Origin of the sequence: Acutalibacter sp. JLR.KK004, assembly GCF_036941085.1 — a bacterium.
Taxonomy (GTDB): Bacteria; Bacillota; Clostridia; order Oscillospirales; family Acutalibacteraceae; genus Acutalibacter.
Genome location: NZ_JAYMNQ010000001.1, coordinates 1604576 through 1623109, shown reverse-complemented (window position 1 = coordinate 1623109; position 18534 = coordinate 1604576). Strand labels below are relative to the sequence as shown.

Sequence of the window (18534 nt, the reverse complement as noted above, 5' to 3'; positions counted from 1 at the left end):
CCCCTCCTTTTCCTGTATTTCTTTCATTATACTACCATTTTTCACTGGAAAAGTAAAGTGGGAACAGCCCTAAGAACACCTGCTTCAAAGATTTTATCCGCTGCAATAGGGGTAAAAGAGGGCTATAAATATGTAAAACCGCGGAAACCCCGCGGCCTTCAAATCCCCTGGCGCAAGCAAGCGTCAGGCCCGTATCTCTTTTTTTATTTTCCCCAGCGCGCCCTTTTCCAGCCGGGAAACCTGGGCCTGGGAAATGCCAACCTCTCCTGCCACCTCCATCTGGGTTTTGCCTTCCAGAAAGCGCAGGGAAAGGATGCGCTTTTCCCGGTCGCTCAAGCCCCGGATAGCCTGCTTGATGGCAATTTCCTCCAGCCAGTCCTGGTCGTTGCCGTCGCCTACCTGATCCATAATATAGATGGTGTCGCCTCCGTCGGAAAACACAGGCTCGTACAGGGAAACCGGCTCCACAATGGCCTCCAGGGCCACCACCACATCCTCCCGCTTCATGGAAAGGGCCTGGGATATCTCCTCAATGGTAGGCTCTTTCCCGCCCCGGGCGGTAAGCTGTTCCTTGCACTGAATGGCTTTGTAGGCCGTGTCCCGCATGCTCCGGCTGACCCGCACAGCGTTGTTGTCCCGGAGAAAGCGGCGCACTTCCCCAATAATCATGGGTACCCCATAGGTGGAAAACTGCACCCCCTGGCTCACATCAAAGTGGTCTATGGCCTTCATCAGCCCAATGCACCCCACCTGGAACAGATCGTCCGGGTTTTCCCCCCGGTTGCCAAAGCGCTGAATCACGCTTAAAACCAGCCGCAGGTTTCCGGCAATCAGTTTTTCCCGGGCATCCTTGTCCCCGTCATGGCAGCGGATGAGCAGTTCCCGCATTTCATCGCTTTTCAGTACCTTCAGTTTGGACGTGTTCACCCCGCATATTTCCACTTTCCCCTGCATAACGTACCTCCGAAAAAATTTCTTTCAAAGGTAGTATTTCCCCTTTCCAGCGGATTTATCGCTGCCGCACTTGAAAAATACAGTTTTTCACATGCACAGGCAAAGAGCGCCCCCCTGCCAACTAGGCAGAGGGGCGCTCTTTGCGGGAAAAGGCTTTAGTTGGGAAGCCGGTCTTTTGCCGCCAGCTTATAGCAAAGGGTCATCATGCTGTCGTTCATGTGGACATTTTCCACAATAGCGTCCGGGTGCTTCAGCGCGATATCATAATGCCCGAAGTTCCAAAAAGAGCGCATTCCCAACGTATAGAGATAATCGGTTATCTCTTCTACGTTTTCCTGTGGTACGCAGAGAATCGCCATGGAAGGGCAGTGTTCCTGATAGAAAGCGCCAACCTTCCCATAAGGAAGTATCTCCTGCCCGCCAATCTTCTGGCCCACCACCTTGGGGGAGTTGTCAAACACCCCCACAAGCCGGAAGCCCAACTGCTCAAAAGGCATGTGCCCGGCAATGGCCTTCCCTAGGTTGCCCGCGCCTATCAGGATACAGGGATATTTATGCTGCAGGCCCAGGATTTCCTCAATGGCAGTGCGCAGTTGGGGCACGTGATAGCCATAGCCCTGCTGCCCGAAACCGCCAAAGCAGTTAAAATCCTGCCGCACCTGGGAGGCAGTGAATCCCATTTTTTCCGAAAGCTCCTTGGAAGAGATGCGAGTTACGCCGTTTTTGGAAAGCTCGGTTAAAAAGCGGTAATACCGGGGCAGGCGGCGGATAACGGACATGGAAACTGAATTTTTCTTTTGCAAAGCCAATCCCTCCCCGACGTGTAAAATGAAGTGCTTTATAAAGCCTTTTCCAGCCGTACCTGAATAGCCTTTAAAAATTCCTCTGTGCCCACCTTCTGAATGTTGGGCAGGGTGGACATGGCCGCCAAGTCCCCTGTCATCACGCCGTCCTCAATGGTGTCCAGGGCGGCCTTCTCCAGCTTGTCCGCAAAGTCTGCCAGCCGGCTGTTGCCGTCCAGTTCTCCCCGCTTGCGCAGGGCACCTGTCCAGGCAAATAGAGTTGCCACAGAGTTTGTAGAAGTGGGCTCGCCCTTTAAATGCTTATAGTAGTGGCGCTGTACTGTGCCATGGGCCGCCTCATATTCGCAGGTGCCGTCCGGAGCCACCAGCACAGAGGTCATCATGGCAAGGCTGCCGAAGGCTGTAGCCACCATATCGCTCATCACATCTCCGTCATAGTTTTTGCAGGCCCAGATATACCCGCCCTCGCTGCGCACCACCCGGGCCACAGCGTCGTCTATGAGAGTGTAGAAGTATTCAATTCCCGCCTCGGCAAATTTCCGGGTATAGTCCTTGTCGAAAACCTCCTGGAAAATGTCCTTAAAACGGTGGTCATATTTCTTGGAGATGGTGTCCTTGGTGGCAAACCATAAGTCCTGCTTGGTGTCCAGGGCAAAGTTAAAGCAGGCCCGGGCAAAGCTTTCAATGCTCCCATCCAGGTTGTGCATTCCCTGCACAACCCCGGCGCTGTCCGTATAGTCGTGGATCAGATGTTTTTCCTGGGTGCCGTCGGGCTTTGTGATAAGGATTTCCGCCTTCGAGCCTTTCTCCACTAAAGCCTCCGTGTTCTTATACACGTCCCCGTAAGCGTGGCGGGCAATGGTGATAGGCTTTTTCCAGGTGGGAATGTAGGGGGTAATGCCCTTCACCAGAATAGGCGCCCGGAATACAGTGCCGTCCAGGATGGCCCGGATGGTGCCGTTGGGAGACTTCCACATTTCATGGAGATTATATTCCGTCATACGGGCGGCGTTGGGGGTGATGGTGGCGCACTTTACCGCCACGCCATACTTTTTGGTGGCCAGGGCGGAATCCACTGTCACCTGATCCCCGGTCTTGTCCCGGTTCTCCAGGCCCAGGTCATAATATTCTGTGTTCAGGTCGATGTAAGGCGTAAGCAGGATATCCTTTATCATCTGCCAGATGATGCGGGTCATTTCGTCCCCGTCCATCTCCACTAAGGGTGTTTTCATCTGTATCTTTTCAAATGCCATAAGTTCCTCCTTGGTTTTATCTGCACATATTTTTTTGCATATATCCTAAAACTGTTTCATCTGCATATATTTTTTAAGGACATCCTTCTCAGGCGGCGTTATGTTATCCGGCAGGGCCTCCAGCGGAAAGAAGCGAAGCTCGTCTACTTCCTCCTCCTGCCGCCGCAATGTGCCATGGTATTTCCGGCACAAATATACGGTCATAATAAGATGCACTTCGTCGCCGTTTGGATATACATAGTGCTGGTTTTCCCCGGAGAATACGGAGAAAAGTTCCAGTTCGTCCGCCGCCAGCCCGGTTTCCTCCAGAAGCTCCCGCCGGGCTGCATCCTCTGTGCTTTCGCCCAACTCTACAGCGCCGCCCGATATGCCCCAGGTATGGTTGTCCGCCCGTAGCTGGAGCAGGATTTCCCCTTTTTCGTTCTCCACCAGAATGCCCGCACTGCATAGCTGCACTGGCGCGTGACCCACATGATCCCGCAGGAATTTCACATAGCCAGTCATATCCTGTTACTCCCTGCCAGCAGTCTTTGTATAGTTCAGCAGCCCGCCTGCCAGCACCATCTGCCGCTGCCGCTCTGTGAGCACAGCAGTAAGCTTATAGGAGGTGCCCTTGGTCAGATTCTCCATGGTAACGCCGCAGCCCTTCTGGAGTTCCTCTTTAATATGGGGCAGGCACAGATCGTCCATCTGGTCTATCTTATTGTAATCGCTCTCGTCCGTAAACTCCAAGGGAATAATGCCGGCGTTTGCCAAATTGGCGCAGTGGATGCGGGCATAAGACTTTGCCACGACCGCCTTTATCCCCAGGTACAGGGGTACCAGGGCCGCGTGCTCACGGGAAGAGCCTTGGCCGTAATTGGAACCGGCAATAATAATGCCGCCCTCCTCCGCCTTGCAGCGCTGGGGGAATGTCTTGTCGCACACCCCGAAGCAGAACTGGGAGAGATAGGGAATATTGGAGCGGTAGGGCAGGATTTTCGAACCCGCGGGCATAATGTGGTCAGTGGTGATGTTGTCTCCCACCTTCAGAATGGCCTTTTTCTGAATGGAGTCCTCCAAAGGCTTTGCGATGGGGAAGGGCTTGATGTTCGGCCCCCGCTGGATTTCCACCGTCTCCATCAAGGCCTCCTCAATGGGGGGCACGATCATGTTGTCGTTAATGAGGAATTCTTTGGGCATGGAGATTTCTTCCCAGCCTTCCAAGGTGCGGGGATCTGTAAACATGCCTGTGAGGGCGGAGGCTGCCGCCGTCTCCGGGCTGACCAGATATACCTGTCCGTCCGCCGTACCGCTGCGGCCTTCAAAATTCCGGTTGAAGGTGCGCAGGGAAACGCCGCCGGAGTTGGGAGACTGCCCCATGCCGATGCAGGGGCCGCAGGCGCACTCCAGCACCCGGGCGCCTGCCGCGATGATATCTGCCAAGGCACCATTTAAAGCCAGCATATTGTACACCTGCTTGGAGCCGCAGCCAATGGTCAGGCTCACATCCGGGTGTACGGTTTTGCCCTTTAAGATGGCGGCTACCCGCATCATGTCCAGATAGGAGGAATTGGTGCAGGAGCCGATGCACACCTGATCCACCTTGATGTCTGCCAGTTCCTCCACAGGCTTCACCGCGTCCGGGCTGTGGGGACAAGCTGCCAGGGGCACAAGGGTGGAAAGGTCGATGGTGAACTCCTCGTCGTATACAGCGTCCGGGTCAGATTTCAGCTCCACCCACTGATCCCCCCGGCCCTGGGCCTCCAGGAATTCCCTTGTAATCTCGTCTGAGGGGAAGATGGAGGTGGTGGCTCCCAGCTCTGTGCCCATGTTGGTGATGGTGGCCCGCTCCGGCACAGTGAGGGTGCTGATGCCCTCCCCGCCGTATTCAATAATTTTGCCCACGCCGCCCTTTACGCTCATCTTCTGCAGCACTGCCAGAATCACGTCTTTGGCGGAAACCCAGGGGGACAGGCGGCCTGTCAGGTTGATTTTCGTCATTTTCGGCATGGAGATATGGTATTCCCCGCCGCCCATGGCCACAGCCACGTCCAGGCCTCCCGCGCCGAAGGCCAGCATACCAATGCCGCCGCCGGTGGGGGTGTGGCTGTCAGAGCCAATCAGGGTTTTGCCGGGAATGCCGAAGCGCTCCAAATGAAGCTGGTGGCAGATGCCGTTGCCGGGCCGGGAGAAATAGATGCCATGCTTCTTGGCAATGGATTGGATAAACCGGTGGTCATCGGCGTTTTCAAAGCCGCTTTGCAGGGTGTTGTGGTCGATGTAGGCCACGCTTTTCTCGGTTTTCACCCGGGGCACGCCCATGGCCTCAAACTCCAGGTACGCCATAGTGCCAGTAGCGTCCTGGGTCAGGGTCTGGTCGATTTTCAGGCCGATATCCGCCCCCGCCTGCATTTCGCCGCTGAGGAGGTGTGCCTCCAAAATCTTTTGCGCGATTGTCTTGCCCATATATTTTCTCCTTCCTGGCAGGCGCATGAAAGCCCGCCTAAACAAAATTCCTGTATGCGTACAGGGCCTGCCCCACACTATATAGAGGCGGCCCATATTTTTAGCCATACTCCTATTATCCCTGAAAAGCCTGTCCCTGTCAATGGCAGAAAGACAAATTTTGCAAGTTCTGAAAAAGAAAATTGCAAAAAGCGCGCTTTTCTCAAAAAATCAGCCGCCACATGCCCCTAAAAATGCAGGCAGTTCCCGCCAGACCTGGACAGCCAAATAGGGAAACGGCGCATCCCGCTGTTTTTTTCCTCCAAATGCCCCTTCGCAATACCAAACTGGGAACATCCCAGCATCATGGGAGCCACAGACATCTTTCTCCCAGTCATCTCCGCAGAACCAGACGGCAGAAGCCAGCAGTCTGGCCTTTTTCAAAGCAATTTGAAACAGCATAGGGTCAGGCTTGCGTATGCCGTATTCGCTGGAAGCCAGAATAAAGCGGAATTTATGTAAAGGGAAAAGCTTTTCCAGGCGGTATGTAAGGGCTTGGCCCGACCATCCGATGTTGCTGACAACCCCTGTAGGAATGCCCAGCCTGTCCAGGAAAGCCAGCAGTTCACCTATGTCGGGCATGGGCTTACAGAGGCTGGAATTCTCCATCAGCACACGTTCTATGCCGGAAAGGGGGAGGGCAGGTTCCAACCCTAGAACGTCCAGCACCGTCCGGAGCTGCTGCCACTCATGGGTTTCAAACCCGCCTTTGCGGGCGGCGGACAGGCTGCGGGACGCTGAAAAGCGCTGCCAAAGGCTGTCTGCCACCTGGCATGCCTGCTCGGGTGTAGCCCCGTCTGGATTCTTGTCAATATACTGGAACACGGCCCGCCATCCCCGCAGAAAATCCGGGGACGTTTCCTGCGCCAAAGTGCCGCCGTAGTCAAATAAAATCATTTCCGGTTTTTTCATTTTAGAAAAACGCCAGCTCCTTTAACCCAAAAATGAACAGGAACATGGTAAATACGGACAGCAGGGAGCTGAACACGACAAGCTGTCCGGCCAGCTTGTCGTCGCCGCCCATCTGCTGGGCCATGGTAAAGGAGGATACGGCGATGGGAGAGCCGAACACGGTCAGCAGCACCGCCAGGTGAGCGTCCCTAAAGCCCATCAGAATTGCCAGGGCTATAAACAAGAGGGGATAGGTCACCAGCTTGGCACCCAAAGTAATGCACAAATCCCGCACGCAGCGGCCTGTCTCCCCAAAACTGAAAGAGGCGCCCAAAATCACGAAGGCCAAAGGCGTGGCGATGATAGACAGGTCTGAAACGGTTTTATACAGCACCGTAGGCAGTGGAATGTGGAACACCACAAAAAGGATACCCACAGCGGAAGCGATAATCAAGGGGTTTGTAAGGATACCCACCAGGATTTTCCACAGGCTGGGCTTTTTGCCGTTAAAAGATTCCAGGGAAATGACCGCCAGCATATTGTACAGGGGGATAATGACCGCTATCAGGATGGAGGCAAGCCCTGCGGCAGAGTCCCCAAACAGGGCTGTGCTGATGGGGATGCCGAACAGCACGAAATTGCTGCGGAACATGCCCTGGAGCATAACCCCCCGGCGGGCGTTGTCGTGCTCCAGGAGGATTACCAGGCACAGGGAGATAATGAATTGCAGCAGCACCCCCACCACCGCGAAGAGCAGCAGGCTCATATCAAAGCTGCTGGTAAGATCGGTTTTATAGATGTTGAAAAAAACCAGCAGGGGCAGGAACACTTTGAAAATCATATTGTTGGTCTGCCGCACAGAGGTTTCGTTCATAATTCCTGTCAGCTTAATGCAATACCCCACTGCCAGCAGCAGGAACAGGGGCAGCACAATTTCCAGCGCAATGCGCAGGCTTTCCATGGAAACAACTCCTTTTCATATCCCGGTAAAGTTTGGATCTATAGTATATAGTGTAAGTATACCACGAAACTGTCCGGCAGGCAAACCTTTCTTTTCCGGAAAACGCCTGGCTTCCCCGGCTCGGCTTCTCAAAGCAAAACGCAGCGTGCAGGAGGGCTTTCCCGGTACACGCCGCGTTTTCCTTTTGCTCTTGTTTATTCCTCGGTTCCCGGGCTGTAGAATTTTTCGTTGGGCTGTGCGGACTTCCAATGGAAAACGCCCGCAATTTTGCTGCCTGCAAAGCACAGCGCAAAAGAGAGAATCATGGCAAGGCAGGCGTAAAGGGGGCCGTCCGGGGTGGTGAAGCCGGAAAGGGCCGCCGGCAGGAAGGCTGTGAGAAAGCCCCCCAGCATGCCGGCCCAGGCCCCGGCCCGGTTGATACCCTTCCAGTACAGGGACAGCAGGTAGGGCGCCAGGAAGGAGCCGGAGATAATCCCCCAGGAGTAGGACATCATCTCCAGAATGGGGGTGGGATAGTTTGCGATAACATAGCTGAGCACCACAAAGGCCAGGCACAAAATGCGGGTGAGGGCAGCCAGATTCCTGTCCTCCATCTTTTTGGCAAAGGTGGATTTCACCAAATCCATGGAGACAGTGGTGCAGGCAGTCAGGGTAATGCTGGAAAGGGTGGAGACAGAGGCGGAAATCAGCAGCACCAGAATCACGCCGATAAGCAGGTTGGGCAGTCCGGCAGAGTCCAGCATCAGGGGCACGATAAAATCCTTGCCCCCCTCGGGCATGGTTTCCCCGAAAAACAGATGGGACAAAGAGCCGATGAAATAGCCGCCCCCCGCCACCAGCAGGGCGAAAAAGGTGGAGATAATGGTGCCCCGCTTTACCTCCTTGCCGTCCCGGATGCCATAATATTTATGTACCATCTGGGGCAGGCCCCAGGTGCCGAAGCTGGTCATCAGCAGGGTGGAAACCAGGGCCACAGCAGATTTCCCCGGCAGGGGCGCCATTTCGTGGGCTTTCATGTAGTCCGCCATGTTGGAAAGGCCCTGGCTCAGGCCGCCCACCTGGGGGAACAGCACCACCAGCACAATCAGGGCGGTAACGCCAATCATCATCACAAAGCCTTGGACGAAATCCGCTTTCAGGGTAGCCATGTAGCCTCCCAGCACCAGCAGCAGGGCAGAAGCGATGGCAATAATAATCATACATACCTGTTCGTTAATGCCCAGAATAACAGAGCAGACACTTGTAAGCCCCTTATAAACAGAGGCGGAATAGGGGATAAGGAACACAAAAATTACGATGCAGGAGAAAAGCCGCATGGCAGGGCTTTGAAAGCGCTTTTCAAAAAGCTGGGGCATGGATTTGATATCGTGCCGCCGGGTGATTTTCCGGGTACGGTTTGCCAGCACCAGCCAGGCCAGAAGGGAGCCGAAAACCGCGTTCCCAATGCCCACCAGCACGCTCCACAGGCCGTACGACCAGCCGGAGCCGCCGGAATAGCCGATGAACATAACAGCGGAAAAATAGGCCGTACCATAGGACAGGGCGGAAATCCAGGCTCCCGCGCTGCGCCCGCCTACAGTAAAGCCCGCCATATCGCTGCCCTTGCGGGAATAAAGAATCCCAATTGCCAGCATAAAGATGGCGTATACGCCAATCACCAGCCATATAGTCATTTGCTTGTCCATAACATTTCCCCTCTTCCAAATATAACTGCCTTCTGGATTTTATCAGTTTAAAGCTTGTAAGCTTTAAACTGATAAAACTTTACCACATTTTCTGGAAAACCGCAAGGAAAATTTTTTGATATTGGGCAGGCAAGGGGGCTTTCATGCGTTTAGAAGAAAAATGGGGCATGAAGGGGAAGTTGTGGTGTGTTTTTGGATACTAAAGCCCTGCGCATTCATAGTTTGTTCACAGTTGCGTTTTTCAGGTATACCCACGCAGCCTGCAAAAGCCTATTTTACTTAAGCCTCGCGATATTAAAGGCTGGCTTCCCCGTTCACGATTCCGTTGACGGGAAAAACGGAATTTGGTATAATGCTTACAATAGGGCATGTAAAGAGAATGCAGAGCGAAAAATATGGAAGGAAGGAGCGATACCGGGCGCAAAAGGCTGCTCTAAGGCGTTTTGCGCACATCCTGTATCATAATTGGCGATTTAAATGGAATTTGTAATTGTAACGGGCCTTTCCGGCGCTGGCAAAACCAGGGCCATGCACGCCATGGAGGACATTGGCTTTTACTGCGTGGACAATCTCCCGCCGGCAATGATTCCGGTTTTTTATGATTTGTGTGAAAAGTCTGAAGGCCTGGGCCGGGCGGCTGTAGTGACGGATACCCGGGGCGGGGAGATGTTCATGTCCTTTTTTACAGCCACCGAGGCTTTGAAGCGGGACAAAAAGCCTTTCAAAATTTTATTTCTGGATTCTTCCGATCAGGTGCTGGTTCACCGCTTTAAGGAAACCCGCCGCAAGCATCCCCTTTCCGATGACTTGAACGGCTCTTTGGAGCAGGCGGTGAAGCTGGAGCGAGACATGCTTAAACTGGCCAAGGAGAACGCTGATTTTGTCATGGACACCTCGGGATTCTCCCCGGCCCAACTGAAAAACCGCATTGCAGAGCTGTTCTTAAACAGCGCCGGAGACTCCCTCTCTGTACTGTGCATCAGCTTCGGCTTTAAATTTGGCATCCCCATGGAGGCGGATTTGGTGTTCGACGTGCGCTGCCTGCCCAATCCCTTTTACGATGAAAACCTGCGCCCCAAAACAGGCCTTGACCCAGAGGTGCGGGACTACGTAATGGATAAAGAGGAAACCCAGGGCTTTGCCGTCCGGTTTACGGACATGATAGACTACCTTCTGCCCCTGTATGCCCGGGAGGGAAAAAGCCAGCTTGTAATAGCTGTGGGATGTACTGGCGGGCACCACCGCTCTGTGGCCCTGGCCCAGTATATGTGCGACCATTTGATCTCCAAGGGCGTGAAGGCCAGCGCTGCCCACCGGGATATGCAGAAATTCTGAAAGGGGAAGGTGACGGGCATGGCATGCATATTGGTAGCGGGCCTGCCTGCGTCGGGTAAAAGCACCCTGGCGGCGGCACTCTCGAAAGAGCTTGGTTTTCCCATGTTCTCCAAGGACAGCATGAAGGAGCTGCTCTATGACTCTGTGGGCTTCCAGTGCCGGGCGGAAAAGGTGGCTTTAGGCGTGGGGGCTATGGATATCCTGTATTACTGCGCCGGGCAGGTGCTGTCTCTGGGCCAGTCCGTCATACTGGAAAACAACTTTGAAAACGCCAGCAAACCCGGGCTGCAGGCCCTGCTGGAAAAATACGCCTGCCCAGTGGTGACGGTTATGCTCACAGGGGATCCCCATGCCATTTACCGCCGCTTTTTGGAGCGGGACATGTCCCCTGGCCGCCATCGGGGCCATGTGGTGAACACTTGCTACCCAGAGCCGCTGGGAGAGCGCCCACCTTATGTACCCCTTACCTTTGAGCAGTTTGTAGAAGGATTCCGGGCCAGGGGGATGGATGCTTTCGACGTGGGCGGCCCCCGGGTAACAGTAGATGTGACGGATTTTTCCCGGGTAGACATAAAAGCGATAGCAGAGGAAGTAATATCCCTATTATAACAGGGCAGGCAGGACACAAAAGGGAAAGCCCTTTTGGCAGAGCGGGGGGCAGGGCCTTCCGGCCTTTGCCTGTAAAGGAGGTGGGACAGGGTATGTCGTTTTCCGGCAAAATCAAGGCAGAACTGTGCAGGATAGAAATAAAGCGCCCCTGCTGCCTGGGAGCAGAGTGCTATGGGGCCTGGCTTTTTTCCCGGTGCTTCACCCTGCGGGACAGCGCCTGGGTAACGGAAAGCGCCCCTGCCGCCAGAAGGGCCATGGAGCTTTGCGCCGCCGGGGCCGGGGTGTCTGCCCAGCTAAACTATGCGGTAAGCCGCCGGCAGAAGCCCGCCTACCGGGTCACACTGCCGGAGCCTTCCGCCCGCGCCCAGCTTTTGGAAGCTTTCGGGCACTCCGGGCAGGAAACCAGCCTGCGCATAAACCGCGCCCCTCTGGAGGAGGACTGCTGCGTGCAGGCCTTCCTGCGCGGGGCTTTCCTCACCTGCGGCACTGCTACGGATCCCAACAAGGGTTATCATCTGGAGTTTGCCGTGCCTTATAAGAACTTGGCAAAGGATCTCTACACCCTGCTGGGAGAGATTCCCGCCTTCCGGGCAGCTCCCGCCATTGTGCAGCGCAAGGGGGCCTATGCGGTATATTTAAAGGAGAGCGGGCAGATTGAAAACATGCTGGCCTATTTGGGGGCCTCCGGGGCAGCCATGGAGCTGATGCAGGTGAAAATGTACAAGGAGGCCCGGAACAATATTAACCGCAAGACCAATTTTGAAACAGCCAACATGGACAAGACCTTTTCCGCCTCTGCCCGGCAGACAGCGGCCATTGCCATCATCAATGATACGGTGGGGCTGGACAGCCTGCCTTCCCATTTAGGGGATTTAGCCCGGCTGCGCCTTTCCTATCCGGACATGACCCTCCGAGAACTGGGGGAGCGGCTTCATATCAGCCGCAGCGGGGTGAACCACCGGCTCCAGCGGCTGCTGGAGATAGGGGAAGAGATATTGGAGGAAAGAGGGATGGAGAACATCCTCTAAAACACGCAGAAAGGGGGAAGAACCATGCGCCTGCGGGATGCCATATTACCCCATGGGAATTTTAAGGTAGAGGGCAGCGGCAAGCTGAAAGCCGCGGTATACGGTGGCGCTGCCGCCATGATGCTGGGGATTTTCGGCCTGCTGTATCTTCTGCTGGGCTGGGCAGGCAGCGGCCCGCCGGAGGTGGGGACAGTCACCCTCAGCAGCCTGGATGTGGCGGTACAGCCTTTGCAAAACGAGATATACACCACGGAGAAGGGGGTGCGCCGGGACAAGCGGCGGCTGGTGCCCGGGGAAATCGGGGAAAAGGCCCCTGTGGTGGAATACGACCACTCCATCACCCTGCTCTTTGAAGGGAAAAGCGACAACGGGCCTTTTTATTTCGTGATTTATGACGAAAAGGAGCAGATATACTCGGAGAAAAAGGCAGAATTTGAATGCCCCCAGGAGCCAGGGCGCTACCTGGTGTGCGAGGAAACGTATTGGGGGCAGGAGAAGGATAATATTGGCATGGAGTATTACTTTTGGATAGAGGTTGGCATGGAGGACATCCACTGATTTTGGCAGGAGGGCGTTTATGGGATTTGCACATCTGCACCTGCACACAGAATATAGCCTTTTGGACGGGGCCTGCCGGATAGAAAAGCTGCTGGATACAGCCCAGGCCATGGGCCACAAGGCGGTAGCCATTACAGACCATGGCTGCATGTACGGCGTGATTGACTTTTACAAAGCGGCAAAAAAGCGGGGGATTAAGCCCATCCTGGGGTGCGAGGTCTATGTGGCCAAGCGTACCCGGTTTGATAAAATCCATGAGCTGGACAGCGAAAACCGCCATCTGGTGCTGCTGTGCGAGAATGAAACCGGCTACCGCAACTTAATGGCCATGGTGTCCAAAAGCTATGTGGAAGGCTTTTATAACCGCCCCCGGGTAGACTACGATTTGCTGCGGGAATATCACGAGGGCCTTATCGCCCTGTCCGCCTGTGTGTCCGGGGAAATTCCCAGGGCCTTGCTGCGGGGAGACTATCAGGGCGCGAAAGAGGCGGCCCTGGGCCTGCGGGAAATTTTCGGGCCGGAGAATTTTTATCTGGAACTGCAGGATCATGGCCTTTCCGATGAAAAAGTGGTCAGCCCCGGACTGATCCGGATTTCCAGGGAGACAGGCATTCCCCTGGTGGTGACAAACGACTGTCATTATATTTCTGCCGGGGACGAGGAGATGCACCGGGTGCTCATGTGCATCCAGACAGGCCGCACCATAAACGAGGAGGGCGGGCTGGAGTTTGGCTCGGGAGAACTGTATTATAAAAGCGAGGAGCAGATGCGGGCTTTGTTCCCGGAATATCCGGAGGCCGCTGACAACACAGTGAAAATCGCCCAGCGCTGCCAGGTGGAGCTGGAATTCGGAAAGACAAAGCTGCCCCGCTTCACTACCCCGGACGGCAGCGAAAACCTGGCCTTTTTCCAGCGCCTGTGCCAGGAAGGCCTTGAGAAGCGCTATGGCCCAAAGCCCGGGGAGGCTCTGGAACGGCGGCTGCAATATGAGATTGACACCATCTCTCAGATGGGCTATGTGAACTACTATCTCATTGTGTGGGACTTTATCCGGTACGCCAAAAGCGTGGGGATTCCTGTAGGGCCGGGCCGCGGCTCCGGGGCGGGGAGCCTGGCGGCCTACTGCACCGGCATCACCAACGTGGATCCTATCCGGTACGGGCTGATTTTTGAACGGTTTTTAAACCCGGAGCGGGTGAGCATGCCGGACTTTGACATCGACTTCAGCGACGAGCGCCGGGATGAAATCATCGCCTATGTGCTGGACAAATACGGCGCGGATCACGTGGCCCAGATTGTCACCTTTGGCACCATGGCGGCCCGGGGGGCCATCCGGGACGTGGGCAGGGCCATGGGAATCCCCTATGGCACAGTAGATCAGGTGGCAAAGCTGGTGCCCATGGAGCTGGGCATGACCCTGGATAAAGCCCTGAAAGGCTCCAGGGCCTTTAAGGAAAAATATGATTCAGACAGCCAGGTGCGGGCATTGGTAGATATGGCCCGGAAGGTGGAGGGCATGCCCCGGCACACCAGCACCCATGCGGCGGGCGTGCTTATCACAGACAAGCCTGTGATGGAATATGTGCCCCTGGCGAAAAACGACGACGTGGTAGTGACCCAGTTTACCATGACAGCCATAGAAGAACTGGGGCTTTTGAAAATGGACTTCTTAGGCCTTAGGAACCTTTCTGTCATTGAGAACGCGGAGAAGCTTATCCGCCGCCGGGAGCCGTCTTTTTCCATGGAACGCATTCCCTGGGACGACCGGGAGGTGTTCCGGATGCTGGCGGCGGGGGACTCTGTGGGGGTGTTCCAGTTTGAGTCCGCAGGCATGACGCGGCTACTGGTGCAGTCCCGGGCAGAGGAGATAGAGGATCTTATCGCCATTATCTCCCTGTACCGCCCGGGGCCTATGCAGTTTATCCCCATGTACCTGGAAAACAGGCGGGATCCGGGCAAAGTGCAATATAAGCATAAGCTTTTAGAGCCTATTCTGGGGGTGACCTTTGGATGCATCATCTACCAGGAGCAGGTGATGCAGATTTTCCGGGATTTGGCGGGCTATTCCCTGGGCAGGGCGGATATTGTGCGCCGGGCCATGTCCAAGAAAAAGCATGATGTGCTGGAGCGGGAGCGGCAGGTGTTCCTCCATGGGCAGCAGGGGGAGGACGGCGCCTGGGAGGTGGAAGGCTGCCTGCGCCGGGGTGTGGATTTAGCCACAGCAGAGGAGCTTTTCAGGGAGATAGAGAACTTTGCCTCTTATGCCTTTAATAAGTCCCACGCGGCCTGCTATGCCATTGTGGCCTATGAAACCGCCTACCTGAAATGCCACTATCCCAAGGAGTATCTGGCGGCGCTGCTTTCCAGTGTCCTGGGCTGGGCCGGGAAGGTGGCGGAGTATACAGAGGAGTGCAGGCGGCTGGGCATCGCGGTGCTGGCCCCCCACGTGAACGAAAGCGGCATGGGCTTTGCTGTGACGGAAAAGGGCATCCGCTTCGGACTGCTGGCTGTGAAGAACCTGGGCCGGGGCGTGATTGCCCGGCTGGTGGAGGAGCGGGAAGCCCGGGGGCCATATACCTCCTTTTATAACTTCTGCCGCCGCATGGCAGGCAAAGACCTAAACCGCAGGGCTATTGAAAGCCTGATAAAATGCGGGGCCTTAGACGGCCTGGGCAATAACCGCAAGGAAATGCTCTTGGCTGTGGAACATGTGCTGGAGGCCCTGGACAGCGCAAAGCGCCGGAACATTGAGGGGCAGATGGGGTTCTTCGACAACCCCCAGGCAGAGGATGGAGGGGATCCGCCCCTGACGCCAGCGGAGGATTTCTCCCAACTGGATAAGCTGACCATGGAAAAAGAGGTGACAGGGATGTACCTTTCCGGCCACCCTATGGCAGCCTTTTCTGGGCACTATGGCAAAGGAATGTATGCCCGTACCGATCAGGTGCTGCAAAGCGCCCAGGCAGGGGAGGGGGAGGCCCCCTTGTACCAGGATGGGCAGCGGGTGAAGATGCTGGGCATTATCACAGGGGTGCGCCGGAAAAATACCCGTTCCGGGCAGACTATGGCCTTTATCACCCTGGAGGATATGTACGGAGCCATTGTAGCCCTGGTGTTCCCCAAGGTGCTGGAGGGCTGCGGCATATTCCTGCAGGAAGGGGTTATAGTGGAGGCGGCGGGCCGGCTGAGCTTCCAGGAGGAAAAGGAGCCGGAGCTGGTGTGCATGGAACTGTCCCCTCCGCCGGAGGAGGGCGCAAAGCCACCAAGGCCGGGACGGCAGGGGCTGTATCTCCGGATAGGCTCCCAGCAAAGCCCTCTGTACCGTAAGGCCATGCAGTATCTTGCCATTTTTGATGAGGGGCAGACAGAGGTATACCTGCGGTTTGTGGACACAGGGAAGCTTGTGAAGGCTCCGCCACAATACAGGGCTTTTGTGAACCAGCCCCTGCTGCGGGCGCTGGAAAAGCTGCTGGGAGAGGAAAACGTGGTGTACCGCCCGCCTCAAAGAGGAAGCTGAAGGGGATGTCTGAAAAAATGGTACATTTGGGCAAAATCTTCCCGAACCCCCTTGATAAATTTCTGGAATTTGATATAATAGACGTTGATAATATTTGCAAAGAGGGCGAACCAGCTTCGCTTCATTTTGCGTTGGAGGAAGATAGAAATGGGTGCGAAAAGTATTGCAGTATTGACAAGCGGCGGGGATGCCCCCGGCATGAACGCTGCGGTGCGCGCGGTGGTGCGCTCCGCCCTGTTCTTTGATATGAAGGTGTATGGCGTAATGCGCGGCTACAACGGCCTTTTGCATGGGGACGTGAAGGAGATGAGCATGCGCAGCGTCTCCGATATTATGCAGCACGGCGGCACAGCCCTGTTCACTGCCCGCAGCCCGGAGTTCAACACCCCTGAGGGCGTGAAAAAGGCTGCTGATAAATGCCGGGAGATGGGCATTGACGGCGTGGTGGTCATCGGCGGCGACGGCTCTTTCCGGGGCGCGCGGGATCTGACCGGGGAAGGCATTTTGTGCATCGGCGTGCCGGGCACCATTGACAACGATATCGCCTGCACAGATTACACCATTGGCTATGATACCGCCCTGAACACAGCGATGGAAATGATCGACCGCATCCGCGACACCACAGAGTCCCATGACAGGTGCAGCGTGGTGGAGGTTATGGGCCGCCGCTGCGGTGACATTGCCCTGAACACCGGTATTGCTGTAGGCGCTATTGCCACTTTGGTGCCGGAAGTGCCCTTTGATTTTGAGAAGGATATTGTAGAGCGCATGAAGTTTGCCCAGAGCACTGGCAAGAAGCACTTTATTGTGGTGGTTGCCGAAGGCGTAGGCCACACCCAGGAGCTTACAGAGCGCATTCAGGAGGCTACCGGTATTGAAAGCCGGGCCACTATCCTGGGCCATGTGCAGCGGGGCGGTTCTCCCACCCTGCGTGACCGGGTAGTTGCCAGCCGCATGGGATATCATGCTGTGGAGCTGCTGCATAACGGCATGTCCAACCGGGTGGTTGCCCTGAAGGGCGAGCAGGTTGTAGACTTTGACATTACCGAGGCTTTGAATATGCCCCGCGTCTTTGATGAAACCCTTTACCGGGTGTCTGCCCGGCTGTCTATCTAAATAATTCTATACATATTCGGAAAACCTCCGCCGCTCCTGGCTGGGCGGCGGAGGTTTTCTGTGCTGTGCTGGAAAGGGGCCATATGGAAGAAAAGCTGCAATATGCCGCTCTCAGCGGGGAGCTGCAGGAGCGCATCCGCCAAGACAGGGAAAATCACTGGGAAAACCCCTGGCAGTGCCGGGAGGAGGCTGCCCTGCGCCGGGATATGGAGCGGGACAAGGCCACCTTGTGGCGGCCTGCCTTTGTGCGGGACTCGGAAAAAATCATGCACCTGCCTTTATATAACCGCTATGCAGATAAAACCCAGGTTTTTTCCTTTTACGAAAATGACGATCTGACCCGTCGGGCGCTGCATGTGCAGCTTGTGTCCCGCATTGCCCGGAATATCGGCGCTGTGCTGGGGCTGAACCTGGATTTAATAGAGGCCATCGCATTGGGCCACGATTTGGGCCACACTCCTTTCGGGCACGCTGGGGAGCGGTATTTAAGCGAGCTGCTGGAAGAACACACAGGCCGGTACTTCAACCACAATGTGCACAGCGTGCGGGTGCTGGAGGGGATTTTCCACCGGAACGTGACCTTGCAGACACTGGACGGCATCCTCTGCCACAATGGAGAGTTTGCCCAGAAGGAATACAGGCCACAGCCTTTGGCAGGCTTTGCGCCTTTTGATGAAAGCCTGGAGGCCTGCTGCATCCGGGGAGAGGAAGCTGTCAAAACGCTGGTGCCAGGCACCCTGGAGGGGTGCGTGGTGCGGGTGTGCGATATGATTGCCTATTTGGGCAAGGACAGGCAGGACGCTGTGACAGCCCGTATCATCTCTGAGGACACCCCCTTTACCACCCAGGCCATTGGCGCACAGAATGCTGCCATTATCAACAACATGACAGTGGACATTTTGGAAAACAGCTATGGGAGGGACTGCCTGCTTTTAAGCCCTCAGACCTATCAGGATTTAAAGACGGCTAAGGCGGAGAACTATGAGAAAATTTACCGGAACGAAAAGCTGAACGAGGCATATGAAACTTCTGTCAGGCCCATGTTCCGGGAGATTTTTGAAAAGCTGCTGGGAGATCTCCAAAAAGGGCAGAAGGCTTCTCCTGTTTTTCAGCATCACATCAGCTTTGTGCAGGAAAAGGTGAAATGGTATGGCGGCCCGGATTACCGGGAGGAGGATCCCTGCCAGATTGTTACAGATTATATTGCCAGCATGACAGACGATTATTTTCTGGCCCTGCACCATTTTCTTTTCCCCAAAAGCTCCCTGGGGATTCGCTATCACTCCTATTTTGCAGATTTGCAGTAAAAAGAGGGATGGCTCCTGCCGTATGCAAGA

The 18534-nt window shown here is 55.4% G+C and carries 15 protein-coding genes; 7 read left to right on the top strand and 8 right to left on the bottom strand.

Going from position 1 to position 18534, the window contains the following annotated elements:
- Positions 1–183 precede the first annotated feature (183 nt).
- From sigG to VSQ30_RS08805, 8 genes are all read right to left on the bottom strand, one after another.
- On the bottom strand, positions 184–954 hold the full coding sequence (gene sigG / locus VSQ30_RS08840) for an RNA polymerase sporulation sigma factor SigG (protein WP_160641248.1): 771 nt from the start codon (positions 952–954) through the stop codon (positions 184–186).
- A gap of 155 nt (positions 955–1109) precedes the next feature.
- Positions 1110–1757 carry a redox-sensing transcriptional repressor Rex gene (locus tag VSQ30_RS08835; RefSeq protein WP_160641249.1) on the bottom strand — a complete coding sequence of 216 codons (648 nt, stop codon included), beginning with the start codon at positions 1755–1757 and terminating at the stop codon, positions 1110–1112.
- A gap of 35 nt (positions 1758–1792) precedes the next feature.
- Complete coding sequence (locus VSQ30_RS08830) at positions 1793–3010, bottom strand: NADP-dependent isocitrate dehydrogenase (protein WP_334463501.1); 1218 nt, start codon at positions 3008–3010, stop codon at positions 1793–1795.
- A 45-nt stretch (positions 3011–3055) separates the two neighbouring features.
- Complete coding sequence (locus VSQ30_RS08825; RefSeq protein WP_334463500.1) at positions 3056–3514, bottom strand: NUDIX hydrolase; 459 nt, start codon at positions 3512–3514, stop codon at positions 3056–3058.
- 6 nt (positions 3515–3520) lie between these two features.
- Positions 3521–5458 (bottom strand): aconitate hydratase, encoded by a 1938-nt coding sequence (locus tag VSQ30_RS08820; protein WP_334463498.1) that lies wholly within the window; start codon positions 5456–5458, stop codon positions 3521–3523.
- A gap of 210 nt (positions 5459–5668) precedes the next feature.
- Entirely contained in the window at positions 5669–6409 is a 741-nt protein-coding gene (locus tag VSQ30_RS08815; protein WP_334463496.1) for an HAD family hydrolase, read from the bottom strand.
- A 1-nt stretch (position 6410) separates the two neighbouring features.
- Positions 6411–7349 (bottom strand): AEC family transporter, encoded by a 939-nt coding sequence (locus tag VSQ30_RS08810; RefSeq protein ID WP_334463494.1) that lies wholly within the window; start codon positions 7347–7349, stop codon positions 6411–6413.
- A 194-nt stretch (positions 7350–7543) separates the two neighbouring features.
- Positions 7544–9034, bottom strand: a complete 1491-nt coding sequence (locus tag VSQ30_RS08805; protein WP_334463492.1) for a sodium:solute symporter family protein — start codon at positions 9032–9034, stop codon at positions 7544–7546.
- Positions 9035–9511: 477 nt separating this feature from the next.
- Between VSQ30_RS08805 and rapZ the strand changes: the two genes are divergently transcribed.
- From rapZ to VSQ30_RS08770, 7 genes are all read left to right on the top strand, one after another.
- Positions 9512–10369 (top strand): RNase adapter RapZ, encoded by an 858-nt coding sequence (gene rapZ, locus VSQ30_RS08800; RefSeq protein ID WP_334463489.1) that lies wholly within the window; start codon positions 9512–9514, stop codon positions 10367–10369.
- 18 nt (positions 10370–10387) lie between these two features.
- On the top strand, positions 10388–10978 hold the full coding sequence (locus VSQ30_RS08795) for a P-loop nucleotide/nucleoside kinase family protein (protein ID WP_334463488.1): 591 nt from the start codon (positions 10388–10390) through the stop codon (positions 10976–10978).
- Positions 10979–11070: 92 nt separating this feature from the next.
- Positions 11071–12006: a DNA-binding protein WhiA gene (gene whiA, locus VSQ30_RS08790; RefSeq protein WP_334463487.1), complete on the top strand. Its 936-nt coding sequence runs from the start codon at positions 11071–11073 to the stop codon at positions 12004–12006.
- Between the two features lie 24 nt (positions 12007–12030).
- Positions 12031–12564, top strand: a complete 534-nt coding sequence (locus VSQ30_RS08785; RefSeq protein ID WP_334463486.1) for a hypothetical protein — start codon at positions 12031–12033, stop codon at positions 12562–12564.
- Positions 12565–12583: 19 nt separating this feature from the next.
- A complete protein-coding gene (locus tag VSQ30_RS08780) occupies positions 12584–16081 on the top strand; it encodes a DNA polymerase III subunit alpha (protein WP_334463484.1) in 3498 nt (1165 codons plus the stop codon).
- A gap of 147 nt (positions 16082–16228) precedes the next feature.
- Positions 16229–17197 (top strand): 6-phosphofructokinase, encoded by a 969-nt coding sequence (gene pfkA / locus VSQ30_RS08775; RefSeq protein ID WP_334463482.1) that lies wholly within the window; start codon positions 16229–16231, stop codon positions 17195–17197.
- 65 nt (positions 17198–17262) lie between these two features.
- Positions 17263–18504: a deoxyguanosinetriphosphate triphosphohydrolase family protein gene (locus tag VSQ30_RS08770; protein WP_334463481.1), complete on the top strand. Its 1242-nt coding sequence runs from the start codon at positions 17263–17265 to the stop codon at positions 18502–18504.
- Positions 18505–18534 lie beyond the last annotated feature (30 nt).